Source organism: Ruegeria sp. C12 (assembly GCF_056537745.1).
Window position 1 is genome coordinate 1,060,002 of sequence record NZ_JBQFSA010000001.1, and the last position, 15,872, is coordinate 1,075,873.

The 15,872-nt window shown below is 58.3% G+C and carries 15 protein-coding genes and 1 tRNA gene; 11 read left to right on the forward strand and 5 right to left on the reverse strand.

Annotated features, from left to right (window positions below):
• The first annotated feature begins 19 nt into the window (after positions 1-19).
• The 11 genes from ACR0C9_RS04955 (at position 20) to ACR0C9_RS05005 (ending at position 11,462) form a co-directional block, all read left to right on the forward strand.
• Positions 20-1,444, forward strand: a complete 1,425-nt coding sequence (locus ACR0C9_RS04955) for a cryptochrome/photolyase family protein (protein WP_480780511.1) — start codon at positions 20-22, stop codon at positions 1,442-1,444.
• A 69-nt stretch (positions 1,445-1,513) separates the two neighbouring features.
• Positions 1,514-2,722 (forward strand): SAM-dependent methyltransferase, encoded by a 1,209-nt coding sequence (locus tag ACR0C9_RS04960; protein ID WP_170451178.1) that lies wholly within the window; start codon positions 1,514-1,516, stop codon positions 2,720-2,722.
• 16 nt (positions 2,723-2,738) lie between these two features.
• Positions 2,739-3,179 carry a TrgA family protein gene (locus ACR0C9_RS04965; RefSeq protein WP_170451176.1) on the forward strand — a complete coding sequence of 147 codons (441 nt, stop codon included), beginning with the start codon at positions 2,739-2,741 and terminating at the stop codon, positions 3,177-3,179.
• A 32-nt stretch (positions 3,180-3,211) separates the two neighbouring features.
• A complete protein-coding gene (locus ACR0C9_RS04970) occupies positions 3,212-4,327 on the forward strand; it encodes an NUDIX domain-containing protein (RefSeq protein WP_480780512.1) in 1,116 nt (371 codons plus the stop codon).
• A gap of 68 nt (positions 4,328-4,395) precedes the next feature.
• Positions 4,396-5,430 carry a cysteine synthase A gene (locus ACR0C9_RS04975; RefSeq protein ID WP_480625938.1) on the forward strand — a complete coding sequence of 345 codons (1,035 nt, stop codon included), beginning with the start codon at positions 4,396-4,398 and terminating at the stop codon, positions 5,428-5,430.
• Positions 5,430-7,865: a DUF3772 domain-containing protein gene (locus ACR0C9_RS04980; protein WP_480780513.1), complete on the forward strand. Its 2,436-nt coding sequence runs from the start codon at positions 5,430-5,432 to the stop codon at positions 7,863-7,865. The genes ACR0C9_RS04975 and ACR0C9_RS04980 overlap by 1 nt, the downstream gene beginning before the upstream one ends.
• A gap of 113 nt (positions 7,866-7,978) precedes the next feature.
• Positions 7,979-8,068, forward strand: a tRNA-Ser gene (locus tag ACR0C9_RS04985).
• Between the two features lie 253 nt (positions 8,069-8,321).
• Positions 8,322-8,912 carry a YrbL family protein gene (locus tag ACR0C9_RS04990; RefSeq protein ID WP_170621712.1) on the forward strand — a complete coding sequence of 197 codons (591 nt, stop codon included), beginning with the start codon at positions 8,322-8,324 and terminating at the stop codon, positions 8,910-8,912.
• Between the two features lie 114 nt (positions 8,913-9,026).
• Positions 9,027-9,893 (forward strand): urea carboxylase-associated family protein, encoded by an 867-nt coding sequence (locus ACR0C9_RS04995; RefSeq protein ID WP_480780514.1) that lies wholly within the window; start codon positions 9,027-9,029, stop codon positions 9,891-9,893.
• Between the two features lie 145 nt (positions 9,894-10,038).
• Positions 10,039-10,407, forward strand: coding sequence for a group I truncated hemoglobin (locus ACR0C9_RS05000; protein ID WP_170451166.1), 369 nt, complete (start codon positions 10,039-10,041; stop codon positions 10,405-10,407).
• Positions 10,404-11,462 (forward strand): adenylate/guanylate cyclase domain-containing protein, encoded by a 1,059-nt coding sequence (locus tag ACR0C9_RS05005; RefSeq protein WP_170734626.1) that lies wholly within the window; start codon positions 10,404-10,406, stop codon positions 11,460-11,462. The genes ACR0C9_RS05000 and ACR0C9_RS05005 overlap by 4 nt, the downstream gene beginning before the upstream one ends.
• Before the next feature lie 6 nt (positions 11,463-11,468).
• Here ACR0C9_RS05005 and ACR0C9_RS05010 read toward each other — a convergent pair whose 3' ends face one another.
• From ACR0C9_RS05010 to ACR0C9_RS05030, 5 genes are all read right to left on the reverse strand, one after another.
• Entirely contained in the window at positions 11,469-12,083 is a 615-nt protein-coding gene (locus ACR0C9_RS05010; RefSeq protein ID WP_170451162.1) for a TetR/AcrR family transcriptional regulator, read from the reverse strand.
• Positions 12,084-12,168: 85 nt separating this feature from the next.
• A complete protein-coding gene (gene ppk2, locus ACR0C9_RS05015) occupies positions 12,169-13,038 on the reverse strand; it encodes a polyphosphate kinase 2 (protein WP_480625941.1) in 870 nt (289 codons plus the stop codon).
• 49 nt (positions 13,039-13,087) lie between these two features.
• Positions 13,088-14,041: an alpha/beta fold hydrolase gene (locus tag ACR0C9_RS05020; protein WP_480625942.1), complete on the reverse strand. Its 954-nt coding sequence runs from the start codon at positions 14,039-14,041 to the stop codon at positions 13,088-13,090.
• The gene (gene metA / locus ACR0C9_RS05025) at positions 14,031-14,948 is read right to left on the reverse strand and encodes a homoserine O-acetyltransferase MetA (protein WP_480780515.1); all 918 of its coding nucleotides are present in this window, start codon (positions 14,946-14,948) and stop codon (positions 14,031-14,033) included. Before metA ends, ACR0C9_RS05020 begins: the two co-directional genes overlap by 11 nt.
• 38 nt (positions 14,949-14,986) lie before the next feature.
• Positions 14,987-15,859, reverse strand: coding sequence for an ATPase (locus ACR0C9_RS05030; protein ID WP_480780516.1), 873 nt, complete (start codon positions 15,857-15,859; stop codon positions 14,987-14,989).
• Between the last annotated feature and the right edge of the window lie 13 nt (positions 15,860-15,872).

Below are 15,872 nucleotides of genomic sequence, written 5' to 3' on the forward strand. Positions count from 1 at the left end.
AGAAAACACCAGGGCGGTCATGTCATCTACACAGTCCCCAATCATTATCTGGTTCCGACGGGATTTGCGCCTGTCGGACCATCCGGCCCTGTTTGCCGCCGCGCAAACCGGTCGGCCCGTCATTCCGGTGTTCATTCTTGATCCACTGACCGAGGCACTTGGCGCTGCACCCAAATGGCGTCTGGGTTTGGGGCTTGAAGCCTTCGCACAATCGCTGGGTCAGGCTGGCAGCCAATTGATCCTACGACGCGGCGATGCGTTGGACCAGTTGCAGAAACTGGTGTCCGAGACCGGCGCGACCGAGGTCTACTGGTCTCGGGCCTATGATCCAGAGTCGATTGCGCGGGATACCAAAGTCAAAGCGGCCCTGATCGATGATGGTGTTCAAGCCAGGTCCTTTGCGGGCCATCTGCTGTTCGAACCCTGGACCGTTGCGGCGAAAACCGGGCAGCCGTTCCGCGTGTTTACTCCGATGTGGCGCGCAGTGCAGGGGCGCGAGGTGCCCGAGCCATTTCCCAATGTAACCAACCTGAACGCGCCCGCCCATTGGCCTGTGTCAGAGACGCTGGGTGACTGGAGTATGGGAAAGTCGATGAACAGGGGCGCTCGGGTCGTTCGCCCGCACGTGCGCCCCGGTGAAAACGCGGCCTATGACCAACTGAACGCTTTTTTGGAGCGTGTTTCGCGCTATTCCGAAGACCGGGACCGGCTGGATGTCGATGGCACCTCGAACCTCTCGGAATACCTGTCGCTGGGCGAGATCGGCCCTCGGGCGGCGTGGCACCGGGTGCAACAGGCCGCGTTGATGGGAACGACCGGGACCGACGGCTTCTTACGGCAGTTGGTCTGGCGCGAGTTCGCCTATCACCTGATGTACCACACGCCGCACCTGCTGAACGGCAACTGGCGACCAGAATGGGATGCCTTCCCATGGAATACCGACCCGGATCACCCCGAGGTGTCGGCCTGGAAACAGGCCAGAACCGGCATATCTGTAGTCGATGCGGGCCTGCGCGAGATGTATGTGACCGGCCGGATGCACAATCGTGCCCGGATGATCGTCGCAAGCTATCTGACCAAGCACCTGATGACCCATTGGAATGTCGGGATGAATTGGTTTGAGGACTGCCTGATCGACTGGGACCCGGCCTCGAACGCGATGGGCTGGCAATGGGTGGCGGGATCAGGTCCGGATGCGGCCCCGTTTTTCCGCATCTTCAACCCGCAAACGCAGCAAGAGAAGTTCGATCCCAAGAACCATTATCTGCAGCGTTGGATCGCCGAAAGGCACGCAAACCCAAGCGCCACCGCCTTGGCCTATTTCGACGCGATCCCGAGGTCCTGGGGAATGAACCCGTCCACGCCATACCCGCCACCGGTCGTGGATTTGGCTGACGGGCGCAAGCGCGCTCTGTCTGCGTATGAAAGCCGAAAAACCCAGTAAGGAACTGAAAACTTGCCAGAAACAAAAAGCCGTCCTAGCCTGAACCAAACACCGCAGAGGGGAGAGCGGATGATCCTGACGTCGACCGAGGGGCAGACAGACCTGCCCAGATATTTCGCGCAAGTCTTCAAGATGCTGGGCAAGATGGAGTCCGGGCGGCTGGATATCACTTTGCCGGATGGTCGCGTGTTTCGATCAGAAGGCTCCAAACCCGGCCCGATTGCAGCGGTCGAAATCCACGACCCGGATGTTTTTGCACGTCTTATCCGGGAAGGAGAGCTTGGGTTCTCGGACGCCTATCTGGAAGGACATTGGAGCACGCCCGACCTGCGATCCTTTATGGATCTTGTCCATCTCGGTTCGGAAACGGTTTATGACGGGTTCACCGGCAAGTTCCTGGTGCAGGCCTATGAACGGCTGCGGTTCTGGCTGCATCGCAACAATCGGAAACAGGCCAAGAAGAACATCTCGTACCACTACGATCTGGGCAATGACTTCTATGGCCTGTGGCTTGACGACACGATGACCTATTCCAGCGCACTGTTCGAGACCGGACAGGAGAGCCTGGAAAAGGCGCAGACGGCCAAATACGCCAGCCTCATTGACGAAATGGGCGTCAAACCCGGCGATCATGTGCTTGAGATCGGATGCGGCTGGGGCGGCTTTGCCGAATATGCCGCGAAAGAGCGTGGTTTGCGCGTCACCGGCCTGACCATTAGTCAGGAACAGTTGAACTTTGCGCGACAACGTATGGAAAAAGCTGGACTTTCCGATATGGTCGAGCTGAAGCTTCAGGATTATCGGGACGAGCGCGGATTGTACGACGGCATCGCCTCGATCGAGATGTTCGAGGCTGTAGGACAAAAGTACTGGCCTGTCTATTTCGAGACGGTGCGCGAACGTCTGAAGCCCGGCGCTCAGGCCACGTTGCAGATCATAACCGTGGGCGATCACCGCTGGGATTTTTACAAGAACGGCGTTGATTTCATTCAGAAATACATCTTTCCGGGCGGCATGTTGCCATCGCCCACGATCCTGCGCCAACAGATCGATCTGGCGGGGCTTGATCTGGTGCGTTCGAAAGAGTTTGGCAAAAGCTACGACCTGACGCTGCGCCGCTGGTATGACACGTTCAACGCCAAGTGGGATCAGATCGCTGACATGGGGTTTGATGAGCGTTTCCGCCGCATGTGGAATTATTATTTGACCGCATGTGGCGCAGCCTTTGACACGGGCAATTGCGATGTGACACAGATCACCATAGCAAAGCCCAGTTAAGGAACGGAATTCGTAAATGCCCACAGCCGCGCGATTAGTTGCCGCCCTTTGTCTTGCGGTGGTGGCCTTTCTGGTCTCCAGCATGGTTATCAACAACGGGGAAGAGGGTAAGGATTACGGCTATTTTACCGTGGTGAACCTTGTAATCGCTGTCGCATGTGGCTGGAAAATCATGGGCAAACGGGCAGGGCGCGGCTGGACTGCCGGGATCAACAACGGGCTGACCGGCGTGGCCTCGCTGGTGTTCTGGGCGCTGTTTGTGCAGGGCTGTTACGAGATGTTTCGCCTTGCCATGCGCAACCGCTATGACGGCCCGTTCGAGGCGCTCAAGGCGATCTTCGTGATCGGTGTCGACTATGGGCGGTTGCTGCTGGTTCCGGAAATCCTGATCACTCTGGCCGTCGGGTCGGTTCTGGCCGGTCTGGCCACGGAAATCGCCAGCCGACGCTGGCGCTGATACCCTCAACCCGACAGGAAAGCTGTTCACCCGTGTCTGATTTGTTCTTTTACGGCACCCTGCGCTACGTTCCACTGCTGGAACGCGTGCTGGGTCGGTCCGCTGGGGATGTGTCGCTGACCCCTGCCAGTCTGCCGGATCATGCAGTTCATGCGGTGGTAGGAGAGGACTTTCCGATGATCCAGCCAATGCCGGGGGCTGAGGCCGACGGCCTTTTGGCCCGCGACCTGACCAAGCAGGATCTGGCACGACTGGCCTATTACGAAGGCGGGTTTGACTATGATTTGCAGCCCTTGGCCGTAGCCTTACCCGATGGCAGCACGACGACCGCTCAGGTGTTTTTCCCGGCCCCCGGTGCCTGGGTGCCTGCGGGTCTTTGGTCGCTGGAGCGGTGGGCCGAGAAACTGGGCGAGGTCACCGCGCTGGCCGCCGAAGAGGAGATGGCCTATTTCGGCAAGGTTGATGCCAAAAAGATGACCCGCAGCATCCCGGCAATACAGACTCGCGCCCAGGCCAAGTTGTTTGCCCGGCAGCGCCGCTCGGGTGATCCGCGCGATACGGCAACGGATGTTGTCGTCCACAGTCATACACGCGCCTATGTCGATTACTTCGGCATAGAGGAAATCCAGCTACAGCACCGCCAGCACGACGGTTCGATGGGTCCTGTTCTGAACCGCAACAGCCTGATGCAGGGCAGCGCGGTTGTGGTTCTGCCCTATGACCCGGTGCAGGACACCGTGATGCTGGTCGAGCAGTTCCGCCCCCCGATCTTCCTGATCGAAGACCCCGAGCCCTGGATGTGGGAGCCGGTGGCGGGCATGATCGACGCTGGCGAAACACGGGAACAGGCGGCCCATCGCGAGGCGTTGGAGGAGGCTCAGGTCACGCTCGATGCGCTAGAGTTTGCGGGTGGGGCCTATTCCTCAAGCGGGTCTTCGACCGAGTATGTCTATCTGTATGTCGGTCTTGGAGCTTTGACCGAAACGACCGACGCAGGCGGATTGGACAGCGAAGGCGAGGATATTCGCACCCGAATTCTGCCGTATTCGGAATTCATCAGTCTTGTGGACAGCCATGCCTTCAAGGATTTGCCCTTGCTGTCGCTGGCCCATTGGCTGGCCCGTCACCGGGACCGTTTGCGCCAGTGACTATCGCGCTTGTGGTTGCGGCGGCTCGGCTGTAAATCTTCCCTGATACCAAACGACAAGAGGGCGCCATGCGCATTGCACGAGACCTTGCCGACGCAGTCGGGAAAACACCGCTGATCCGGCTGAAGCGCATCAGTGAAGAGACCGGATGCGAAATCCTCGGCAAGGCCGAGTTCATGAACCCGGGACAGTCGGTCAAGGACCGCGCGGCGCTTTATATCATCCGCGATGCGGTCGCGCGGGGTCAGTTGAAACCCGGTGGCACCATTGTCGAAGGCACGGCGGGCAATACCGGGATCGGCTTGGCGCTGGTTGGTGCCTCAATGGGCTTCAAGACGGTGATCGTGATTCCGGAAACCCAGTCGGAAGAAAAGAAAGACATGCTGCGCCTTGCCGGCGCGCAACTGGTTCAGGTTCCGGCGGCGCCGTATCGCAACCCAAACAACTTTGTGCATTACTCGCGCCGTCTGGCCGAGGAACTGGCGCAAACCGAACCCAATGGCGCGATCTGGGCCAACCAGTTCGACAATATCGCCAACCGTCAGGCCCATGTGGAAACCACCGGCCCCGAGATTTGGGAACAGACCGATGGAAAGGTGGACGGTTTTGTCTGTGCCGTAGGTTCAGGCGGAACGCTGGCCGGTGTGGCCGACGCTTTGCAGCCCAAAGGTGTGAAGATCGGCCTGGTCGATCCGATGGGGGCAGGGCTTTACTCCTACTACACCACCGGTGAGATCGCGATGGAGGGCAGCTCGATCGCCGAAGGCATCGGACAGGTGCGCATCACCAAGAACCTGGAAGGCTTCACGCCGGACTTTTCGTACCAGATGACCGACAATGAGGCGCTGCCCCTGATCTTCGATCTGCTGCGCGAGGAAGGTCTGGTTATGGGCGGTTCAACCGCGATCAACATGGCGGGCGCGGTGCGTCTGGCCAAGGATCTGGGCCCCGGCCATACTATCGTGACCATCCTGTGCGACTATGGCACGCGCTATCAGTCCAAGCTGTTCAACCCGGAATTCCTGCGTGAAAAAGAACTGCCGGTACCGGATTGGATGACCGAAGCACCCCGCAGCATTCCGGGCGTGTTCGAGGACGTATGATGCTGCAGCAGGTCCGCCTGTGCCTTGTTCTGGTTGCCCTATGTCTGTTCGGGTTTGTTGGCGCTGCCACCGCGCAACTGACCGACCGGCAGAGCGAATACTATCAGGGCTGGATCAAGACGGCGGACCGGGCCGAAACGGTGATCGAGGCCAACAGGGCCTCGAACGCTGCGTTAGAGAATTTACGTTCTGAAATAAACAATTACCGCGAGGACTTTAATCAGGCGCGCGGGGCAAACACTGACCGCATTCAGACATTGGAAGGCCAGATCAAGGCGCTGGGTCCAAAGCCGGAAGGTGATGCCGAAGAACCAGAACAACTGGCGATGTTGCGCGCGCATCTGGACGAACAACTCAACAGCCTGCGCGTCCCCCGGATCATCTCGGAAGAGGCCTATAGCAGGGCCAACGGGTTGATCAGCGAGATTGACCGGATCATCCGGGACCGCCAGAAAAAAGAGCTGTTGCAACGTGGCCCGTCTCCGATCAACCCGATCTATTTGCGGCCGGCCTGGGCGGATGTGACCGAAGCCACCCGCAGCCTGTTCAACGAGACCGCCAAGAACCTGCGTACAGATTCCGTCCGCGAACAAATCCGCGAGCGCGGCCTGGGCATTTTTCTGTTGATGGTTGCCTCGGCGGTTTTGCTGATCTTTGGGCGCTACTGGTCGGAAAGAGGCGGGGACTACCTGCGTAAATTGGGTGGTGGGGGCACCGGGGTCTGGACCTTTGTCGTCTCGCTGTTCCGCATTGCTCTGCCCTGGTTGGGTGTCTGGGCCGCCGTTCAGGCGATCACGCTGACCGGGGTGCTGGGCTTGCGCGGCACGTTTCTGTTGCAAAGCGTTCCGTATTGGGCGGCGATCATTTTCTTCTACGATTGGATCGGTCGGCAGATCTATCTGATCGGAGAGGCGCAGAATTTCCGCCGCCTGTCGGCAAATAAAATCAAGGAATTGCGGGTCTATCTGGATCTGCTGGCCATCATGCTGATTTTGCACGAACTGGCCATTCTGTTCGATCAGATCGAGAATATCTCGGACGCGACGCGGGCTGTTGTCAGCTTCCCGGTTGTCGTCATGACCGCGTTGCTTCTGCTGCGGGTGCGCCATATCCGGACCAATGACGTTCAACAGGACGAGGTCGACCCAAACGCGTCAACCCGGGGCGCAAGCCTGAGCCAACTGATCGAGCTGCTGCGCCGTGTTCTGTTCCTGCTTGGCATCGCGACGCCAGTTCTGGCGATGTTCGGCTATACGAATGCAGCCGAGGCCATTGTTTTTCCGGCGGTCAAGACGCTGATCCTGATTGCGGCGCTGGTGATCGCGCAGCGCTTCCTGACAACGGTTTATGGTTGGATAACGGGGCAGGGCGACGCCGCGCGCGACTCATTATTTTCGGTTCTGCTGGGGTTTGCGCTTGCGATCCTGTCGGTGCCCGTTCTGGCCATCTACTGGGGCGCGCGCGAGACTGATCTGATCGAGGTCTGGACGCGCATTCTTCTGGGCTTCGACATCGGTGGAGTCACGATTTCACCCAGCAATTTCCTGACCTTCGTGGCCGTATTTGCCATCGGCTATACGGTGACGCGGCTGGTTCAAAGCGGGTTGCGCAACTCTTTGTTGCCCAAAACAAAAATTGATCCCGGCGGCCAGAACGCGATTGTGGCCGGGTCCGGCTATGTCGGGATCACCATCGCTGCGCTGATCGCGATTATGGTGGCCGGGTTCGATCTGTCCTCGCTTGCGATTGTGGCCGGGGCGCTGTCTGTCGGGATTGGTTTTGGCCTGCAGACCATTGTGTCGAATTTCGTCTCGGGCATTATCCTACTGGTCGAGCGTCCGATCTCGAAGGGGGATTGGATCGATGTGAACGGGATGATGGGCTACGTGCGCGATATCTCGGTCCGGTCCACGACGATTGAGACCTTCGACCGAACAGATGTGATCGTTCCGAACTCGGACCTGATTAGCGGCGTGGTTACGAACTATACGCGGGGCAATACCATCGGGCGGGTGATCGTACCCGTAGGCGTGGCCTATGGCACTGACACGCAGCAAGTCGAAACGATTCTGGGTGAGATCGCAAACGCCCATCCGATGGTTCTGGCGAACCCTGCGCCCAGCGTGGTGTTCCAGGGCTTTGGCGCGGATTCGCTGGATTTCGAAATCCGGGCCATCCTGCGCGACGTGAACTGGGTGCTGTCGGTGAAATCCGACATGAACCACGAAATCAACCGCCGCTTCGCCGAGGCCGGGATCGAGATCCCGTTTGCGCAGCGTGATCTGTGGCTGCGCAACCCCGAAGTTCTGCACCCGGCGCCCCAAGGCCCGTCCGAGCCGCCTGAGAACGAACCCGAGGCCCCGAAAAAGGCGACGTCTGCCCCAATCCAAATGACCGAGGCGGATCTGGACCCTGACGCCGGGGATGAGCTTTGATCCGTCCATAGAAGGCATCGGATATCGACGTTACGGATTTGTTTGAAACCGTTCACTTTCCCTGAATTCGGCCCTTGCAAATCCACCGGCATTGGTCCAAATATCGCCGTCACGGAGAGGTGGCCGAGTGGTCGAAGGCGCACGCCTGGAAAGTGTGTAGGCGGGAAACCGTCTCCAGGGTTCGAATCCCTGTCTCTCCGCCACAGGACTTTCGCGAGAAAGGCCAACCATCTTCTGATCAAAGCGCTGAGCGGCAGTCGTTCCCAAGGAACGATGAGAGCTTGTGAGGTTCGTACAAAGTTCCTTCGTTTCCGCCACTTTCACCCAACTCACCGTCCAATTTCCAAGCTGTGAGCGCCGGTGCGCCAACTGCTTGCATTGTAACGAATTGATGACGGGATTATATTCGCCTCAAGCGGACAATTCTGCATATCGGCAGACAGGACAAAAAACAAAATGATTGAGCTGGACGGTAATGCGCCGCTGCGCAAAAGCCAGAATTACGAGATATTCCAACATCCTGAACTGGAAAACGCCTTGTTGAAGGTTCGGGTTGATGAGCCAAAGCGCAACCATCTCATTCCGCGCTATGCCGAATGGCGGTACGGAAATCTGCGTCAGTGGGCGCGTGAGGCGAATGAATACCTGGCGGCCCTGAATCGTGGGTGTCCCGAGATTGAGCGTCTGGCGCGGTTCATGGGCTATGCGCCGACCTCTCGGGGACCGGCCATTGTGGTTGAAAAAATGACCGGGCCGGACGGAGATCTCGCGCCCTCGCTGCACGCTGAAATGGTGGCGGCAAAGGATAAACCCGAGGTTCAGCAAAAGCTGAAGGCCGAACTACTGGAGCTTTTGGACGATCTGGAGCGCGGTCGTATCATCGTGGGCGACCTGTGGGCCGCAAACATCGTCCGCGCGCAGGAACGCGGCGGTCGGCTTGTTGTGATCGATGGGCTGGGTGAGCGGGTTCTTTTCCCGTTGACCGTGTTCAGCGATTGGGCCTTTCGGCAATCAATCGCCCGGCGGCGCGCGCGTATGGCGCGCTGACGCGTGTCGGAAAGGGGTGCGCATTTGTGATTCCGGGCCTTGGCGGTTCGGCCTGATTTGCTCTATCCCTTACAGAGTTCGTCAATTTGATTGTCTTTCGCCAAGAGGTGCGCCGTGAAACTTGAAATCCCGAACTCCACGCCACCTGCAGATGCGTCTCAGCGCAAGGCCATTGAACCCGTCATCTGCTATCCGCCAGACACGCTGGACCCGCCGGACCTGACCGGGCTGCGTGCCCTGCGCAACGCAGCCGTCAAATCCGCCGACGTCACTGCGGCCCCGCGGGATGCGGCGTGTATCGACGTCCTCGCAGGCGCGTTTTTTCGAATTGTGTCGGTGCAGGGGTCTCAGGTCGGCGATCTGAACCTGTGGAACAAGCACGATCTGACCGAGCGGTTCTATTCCGGAAAAACCCGCGCGTTGCATGGCACGCATCTGTCGACCGGAGACCGGATGTGGTCGAGTTTCCCTGCCATGCGCCCGATGGCGACCATCATTGACGACACTCTGGACTGGTATGGATTCGATGAGTTCGGCGGCTCGGTCCACGATGTTATCGGGACGCGCTGTGACCCGTATACCGGTCGTCTGTTGTCTGGTGATGACTACCACTATTGCTGCCATTCCAATTTGACACGCGCCTTGTCCCGGCATTGCAGTCTGCCGCTGCACGAGGCCGAGATGCACGTGCATGACGTGTTGAACGTTTTCATGTGCACCGGATTCACGCGGGACACCGGTCAGTATTTCATGAAGGCCAGCCCGGTGCGTCCGGGAGATTACCTTGAGTTTTACGCCGAGATTGATCTGATCGTTGGTCTGTCGGCCTGCCCGGGCGGGGATTGTTCGTCCGAGCATTCCTCGGACACCGCCGCTTGCTACCCGTTGTTGATCGAGGTCTACGACCCCGGTGAAACAGCCCGTGCTGCGCATGAACCACCGGCCGTTTCGGCCTATAGCCGCACACATGGAACGGATTGAGTTTGGATATTTCGCGGCGCTTTCCGGGTTCAAAAAACAGCCCCACAACAGGCGAATAGACCCTTAAGTCTGATAAACGTTAACAAAAATCGGAATTTGTTATAGTCTTGTGGCGTTATTCAATTGGTAACGCCCGGGTATTGGTGTGACACAGACGCTTTATGAGAAATACGGTGGTTTCAAAACGATCAGCCGGGTGGTGATGTCCTTCTACGAAATGGCATTGGATTCCGACGAGATCGGCGACTATTTCGAAGATATCGATATGCCGCGCCTGATCGACCATCAAACCAAATTCGTTTCCTCTCTGATCGGGGGGCCTGCTGCATTCAGTGACGACAGGATCGAGGCGGTTCATCGCCATCTCAACATCAGCCATGAGGATTTCGACGCCATGGCCGTGTTGTTCGGCGAGGCGCTGGAAATGCACGGTATGTCAGAGCCCGACATCAAGACAGCCCTTGGCGCGATTGAAGGAAAACGGTCGATCATCGTCGCCCGGGACGCTGCATGAGCATCCATGCCATCAACGAGCAATTGTTACGCGCTATTGGCGTCGGCGTGGCCGTGGTGCGGGCCGAGGATCTGGAGTTTGTCTTTCACAATGGCTCTTTCGCCGAATGGTTCGGCAAGCCAGAGGAGGGTCAAACGCTGCTGGATCTGGTGCCCGATCTTGATCTGAGAGAGTTGGATGACGTCAAACAATCTGGCCTGCGCTACTCGGTCGAGTTGCAGATCAAGCCCAGACGCCGGACCTTGATCTTTGCGGTCACAGTGTCATTGGCCAATGGCCTGTCCGAGCAGGTTCTGATCATCGAATGCCAGAACATCACGCGCATTCGCGAACTTGAAAGCATGATCGACAGCTACTCGACCATGGTGGAGCGCAACACCCGAGAGTTGGAGCGCGAAAAGGAACGGGTCGAACGTCTGCTGCTGAACGTGATGCCGCGCGCGGTGTACGAAGAGTTCAAGACCTTTGGCGTTGTGACCCCGCAATTGTACGATCAGGTCTCGGTCGTGATGCTGGATTTTGTCGGCTTCACCGACTTTGCCGCGAAAACCGATCCGACAGTGACGCTGAGCGAGTTGAACGACATCTTCACAGCCTTTGACCGGATCGTAGAACAGTTTGGATGCGAGAGGATCAAGACGATCGGTGACGCCTATCTGGCCGTTTCGGGCATGCCCGATGCGACGCCGGATCATGCAACCGCCGTGGCCCATTGTGCCGTGCGGTTTCTGCGCTATCTGGAACGCCGAAACGAAAGCCACCCCCATAAATGGCAGGCGCGTGTCGGGTTGGGCATGGGGGCTGCGGTCGGGTCGGTCGTGGGTATTCAGAAATACGTCTACGACGTCTTTGGCCCCGCGGTGAACACCGCCGCGCGTCTGCAAGTCTTTGCAAACCCGATGAATATCGTCGCGCCGGAGGAAATGAAATACGCCCTGATCGACGAATTTCAGGTCTCGGATATCGGTCTTGTCGACATCAAAGGCATGGGACAGATGAACCTGATCAATGTCACCTCGGGCCTGAGCGTGCCGCAAAACAGTCAGCGGGTCTGAACCACATCAGTCGTCCTGCGGCACCAACCCCAATCCACGCAGATAGATACCGATACCACTTTCCAGCAGGTCCTCGGGCGGGAAGGGCGACGTTGCGCCCGTGTTGCGGGCGTAGAGTTCGACAACCCCATGGCTCATCGCCCAGATATGTGCGCTGAACATCGAGGCAGGCGGGCGCTTTTCCGGTGGAATATGTTGCGACAGATCGGCTGCGGCCTTTTCCAACACGTTCTTGGCACGATTGGCCGCCAGAGACAGCTCGGGCGTGCGGTTCAGAGACACGCCGCTTTCGAACATCGCGATATAGTGGCCGGGATGTTTGCGGGCAAAAGCCAGATAGGCGCGGCCCGTCGCCTCGAACGCGGCAAGGGCCGAGGGCTGGCCTTTGTCATAGGCGTACTGCATCAGGTCGGCAAACATCTCGAAGCCTTGCTTGGCAGCTTCTGCAATCAGATCTTCACGCCCGTGGTAGTGCCGATAAACAGCCGCTGGCGTGACCCCGGCCGTCTTCGCCGCCTCGGACAGAGTGAACCCCGTTGGGCCTTTTTCCTCGATCAGGGACAACGCAGCCTCAATCAGGGCTTGTTTCAGGTTTCCATGGTGGTAACCGCGTTTCGTCATCCTGGCCTCAGGTCAGTTTTCATTCCTTGGGAAGCAAAGACATAGTCCACCTGTGTCTGAGCGTCCATCACTTGGTGCTGCGTGCCTACGCGTCCCAAATCTCTGGCCCGCCGCAGATTTTTGGGTCAATTTTACCCACCGCGCCCTTGTCTTTTTCATCATAGTCCAGCGCGCCAAGAACCGTCTGAATCGCTGCGATGCGGGCGCGTTTCTTGTCGTCTGATCGGACGATGGTCCAGGGGCAATGCTCGGTATGGGATCGGGTCAAAGTCTCCGAGATCGACTGAGTGTATTCGTCCCATTTGTTCAATCCCGCCACATCAATGGGGCTGAGTTTCCATTGCTTCAGCGGGTCGGTTTCTCGCGCGAGGAACCGGTTCAGCTGTTCGGCGCGCCCGACATTCAGCCAGAACTTGAACAGGTGGATGCCGTCATTCACCAGCCCGGTTTCTAGCGGCAGAACCTGACGAAAGAAACGTTCGCGTTGTTCAGGCTCGCAAAAGCCAAAAACGTTTTCAACCACGCCGCGATTGTACCAACTGCGGTCGAAGAACACGATTTCCCCAGCCGTAGGCAGATGCTGGATATAACGCTGGAAATACCACTGGCTGCGTTCGGCGTCGGACGGTTTGGCCAGCGCCACATTGCGTGCGCCGCGCGGGTTCAGGTTTTCGCGAAAGCGTTTGATCGTGCCGCCTTTGCCCGCCGCGTCGCGGCCTTCGAAGATGATTGCAACCCGCTGACCGGTCTCTTTGACCCAGGATTGCATCTTGACCAGTTCGATCTGCAACGCCCCGATCTGCGCCTCATACTCCTTGGACTTCATCTTTTCCGCATAGGGGTAGGTCGGGTTCAGGATGTCGCCCTTCTTTGCCTTTTTGATCAGGTCGCGCACATCCTTCGGCGCGCCTTTGCGGAAGTAGTTATCGATGGAGCCTTTTTCGGACCGGGCCATGCATCACCTCGCAATAAAATCCATTTCTTACTATGGATTAGGTGCCTGCCTAACGCAAACCCGCACGCTGCGCGGCCCGATCTATTGCGGCGGCCACTTCCTCGGCAGCCACGACCTGCGGCATGTGGCCGATGCCGGGCAGTTCGATCAGCTCTGCCCCCGGTATCTGTTCGATCAGGCGGTGCGAGTGCCACTCAAGCCCCACGGTGTCGTCGGCGGTGCCGTGCAGGATTTCCGTCGGCACCGAAATCTCGGCATAGCGGGGTTGCAACGTGGCGACTTCGTCCAGCAGGTTGGCGCGTTGTTTGGCATTGGCGTGCATCGAGGCCCGGCGCATCGTCAGTTCCGGCCCGAAATGCGCGGCATATCCTTCGGGGGCCGTCTGCGGGGCGAAGACCTTGTCCATCGCCTGTTCGACATACCAACCCGGCACGTAAGAGGTGATCAGGGGCAGTGCGAGCGTGTTCCCGACCGGGGTCGAGGCGAGGCGGTTGAACCCATCAAGCGGCGTCTCCCACGGGATGGCGGCGGGGGCGATCAGAACAAGGGCCGAGATATTGTCGGGCCGCGTTACGGCCCAGGCAAGCGAGACGGATCCGCCATAGCTTTGGCCAGCGACGATGGGTTTATCAGCCCCTAGCTGAGCGGCAGCCTTCTGCAGGATGTCAGCCTGTTCGGTGATGGTTTCTCCGTCAGGATTGAAACTGGCGGAATAGCCCAGCCCCGGACGATCAAACACGATGACACGGTAGGTCTGGGCAAGGATTGGCGCCAACGCAAAGGTCATGTCGCGCGTGTTTCCGCTGGACCCGTGGATCAGTACCACATCGGGGCCTTCGCCCATCACGACAGCGTGGACTGCGATCCCATCGACATCTAAAATCTGACCTTCCGGTGGAAAGGCAGCCTCGGCCCGTGTTTCGATCTGGGCGCTGCGCCACGCGGTGAATGCGGCAAAGCCAAGAACGAGTACGGCGAATGATATCAGAAGCTTAACGGCCAATTTCGTCCATGTCGAAAGGTGTGGTCTGGTAAATCTCGTTGATCCAGTTGCCGTACAAAAGATGCGCGTGGCTGCGCCAGCGGTTTTGCGGCGTCCGGGTCGGGTCGTCATCGGGGTAGTAGTTCATCGGCACGTTTATCGGCGTGCCATTGGCCATGTCCCGATCATATTCCTGCTTCAACGTATCGCTGTCATACTCAAAATGGTTGAAGATATAGAGCGCACGATGCCCCGGATCCTCGACCAGACAGGGGCCCACATCGTCGCTGCCCAGCAGGGTGTTCAGCCCCGGTGCGCCGTCAATCTCGGCCTGTTTCATTTCGGTCCAGCGGCTGACCGGAATGACGCAATCATCCGAGAAGCCGCGCAGGAACGGAGACGCCGCGTTCAGGTTCCGGTGTCGGAAACAGCCAAACGCTTTGGCATCCAGCATGTGCTTTTTGACGCCGTGGAAATGGTTGATCATCGCCATCCCGCCCCAACAGACGCCGAAGGTGGAATGCACGTTGGTCTGGGTCCACTCGAAAACTTCGCTGATCTCGTCCCAATAGGTAACGTCCGGAAATTCCAGATGTTCAATCGGAGCGCCGGTGATGATCAGGCCATCGAACTTCTGGTCCTTGACCTCCTGAAAGGGGCGATAGAACTCGGCCATATGTTCGGCTGCGGTGTTCTTAGTCCGATGCTCGGTCATGCGGATCAGGGACAGATCGATTTGCAGCGGCGTTGCACCGATCAGACGTGCGAACTGATTTTCCGTCTGAATCTTCTTGGGCATCAGATTCAGCAACCCGATCTTCAGGGGGCGGATATCCTGACGCATTGCCTGATCCTCGGCCATGACCATGACGCCTTCCTTGGTCAGGACGTCAAAGGCGGGCAGGTCTGAGGGGATCTTGATCGGCATCGGTTCAGGCTTTTTTGGGTTTTTACAGAAGCTTGTAGTTAGGCGTTCTTGGGTTGGGTCTCAAGGGCGCGTTCGATCAACTCATCGAAATCGGCCGCGTCGCGCACCTTGCCTATCTCATCGGCGGTGATGGTGATGCCCCAGTTTTTGGCCATGGCCGCATATCTGGGCTGACGATGGGCCAGCGCCTGCGCATAGGTCCAGCGGATGAAGGCATTCGGATCGACCTCGGCCTCGGCGCAGCCGTGCTGGTCCAGATAGTCGGTCCACACGCGGGTCAGGAATTCGGCCTGATAGGACATCGGTTTCGGAGCTTTGTCGAAGCGGCGGACAAGCTCTGCCGTGTGATCCTCGTCCCCCTTCAGCCAGATCATAAGCGTGTGCTTGGACAGTTCGGTCATTACTTGATCAGACGGATCATTGGGATCGACCCATTCGCAGATCGACCCGCCGGTGTCGCAGATGAAATGCGGGTAGTGATACAGACGTTGCGCCCGGTCGATGAAATACTCGGTATCCAGCAAGGCATGAATCTCGGCCAGTCGGAACTGTTCCTGACGGCGGCGGTATTCGGGCATCTCAAGCCCGCCTTTGACCGGATCGCCGGGCTTGCCCAGATAGGCGGCAACGGGTGTCAGGTTCTCGAATGAAATGTTTGAGCCGATATATATCGAATCCGACAAAAGCAGATCGCGCAGAAACGGCACCTTCATCGCCTCGGCCTTGGCATTGTCGGTGATGTATTCACCCATGTAGCGCGTGCCGATCCGGTAATCGATCGAGTAATGAAACCAGTCGCCCGAATCCCGCAGGATGTTCGACACATAGGTTTTGCCCAGGCCCGACATGCCGAAAAACAGCACTTTCTTCCGCGCAGCGCTGCGCCAATCCTTTGCCGAGCCGTAGATCATGTTCCGCTGTCCC

Bases quoted from the DNA above. Each gene is read 5' to 3' on its own strand.
- ACR0C9_RS04955 (WP_480780511.1), top strand. From the start codon at position 20: ATGTCATCTACACAGTCCCCAATCATTATCTGGTTCCGACGGGATTTG.
- ACR0C9_RS04960 (WP_170451178.1), top strand. From the start codon at position 1,514: ATGATCCTGACGTCGACCGAGGGGCAGACAGACCTGCCCAGATATTTC.
- ACR0C9_RS04965 (WP_170451176.1), top strand. From the start codon at position 2,739: ATGCCCACAGCCGCGCGATTAGTTGCCGCCCTTTGTCTTGCGGTGGTG.
- ACR0C9_RS04975 (WP_480625938.1), top strand. From the start codon at position 4,396: ATGCGCATTGCACGAGACCTTGCCGACGCAGTCGGGAAAACACCGCTG.
- ACR0C9_RS04980 (WP_480780513.1), top strand. From the start codon at position 5,430: ATGCTGCAGCAGGTCCGCCTGTGCCTTGTTCTGGTTGCCCTATGTCTG.
- ACR0C9_RS04990 (WP_170621712.1), top strand. From the start codon at position 8,322: ATGATTGAGCTGGACGGTAATGCGCCGCTGCGCAAAAGCCAGAATTAC.
- ACR0C9_RS05005 (WP_170734626.1), top strand. From the start codon at position 10,404: ATGAGCATCCATGCCATCAACGAGCAATTGTTACGCGCTATTGGCGTC.
- ACR0C9_RS05010 (WP_170451162.1), bottom strand. From the start codon at position 12,083: ATGACGAAACGCGGTTACCACCATGGAAACCTGAAACAAGCCCTGATT.
- ppk2 (WP_480625941.1), bottom strand. From the start codon at position 13,038: ATGGCCCGGTCCGAAAAAGGCTCCATCGATAACTACTTCCGCAAAGGC.
- metA (WP_480780515.1), bottom strand. From the start codon at position 14,948: ATGCCGATCAAGATCCCCTCAGACCTGCCCGCCTTTGACGTCCTGACC.
- ACR0C9_RS05030 (WP_480780516.1), bottom strand. From the start codon at position 15,859: ATGATCTACGGCTCGGCAAAGGATTGGCGCAGCGCTGCGCGGAAGAAA.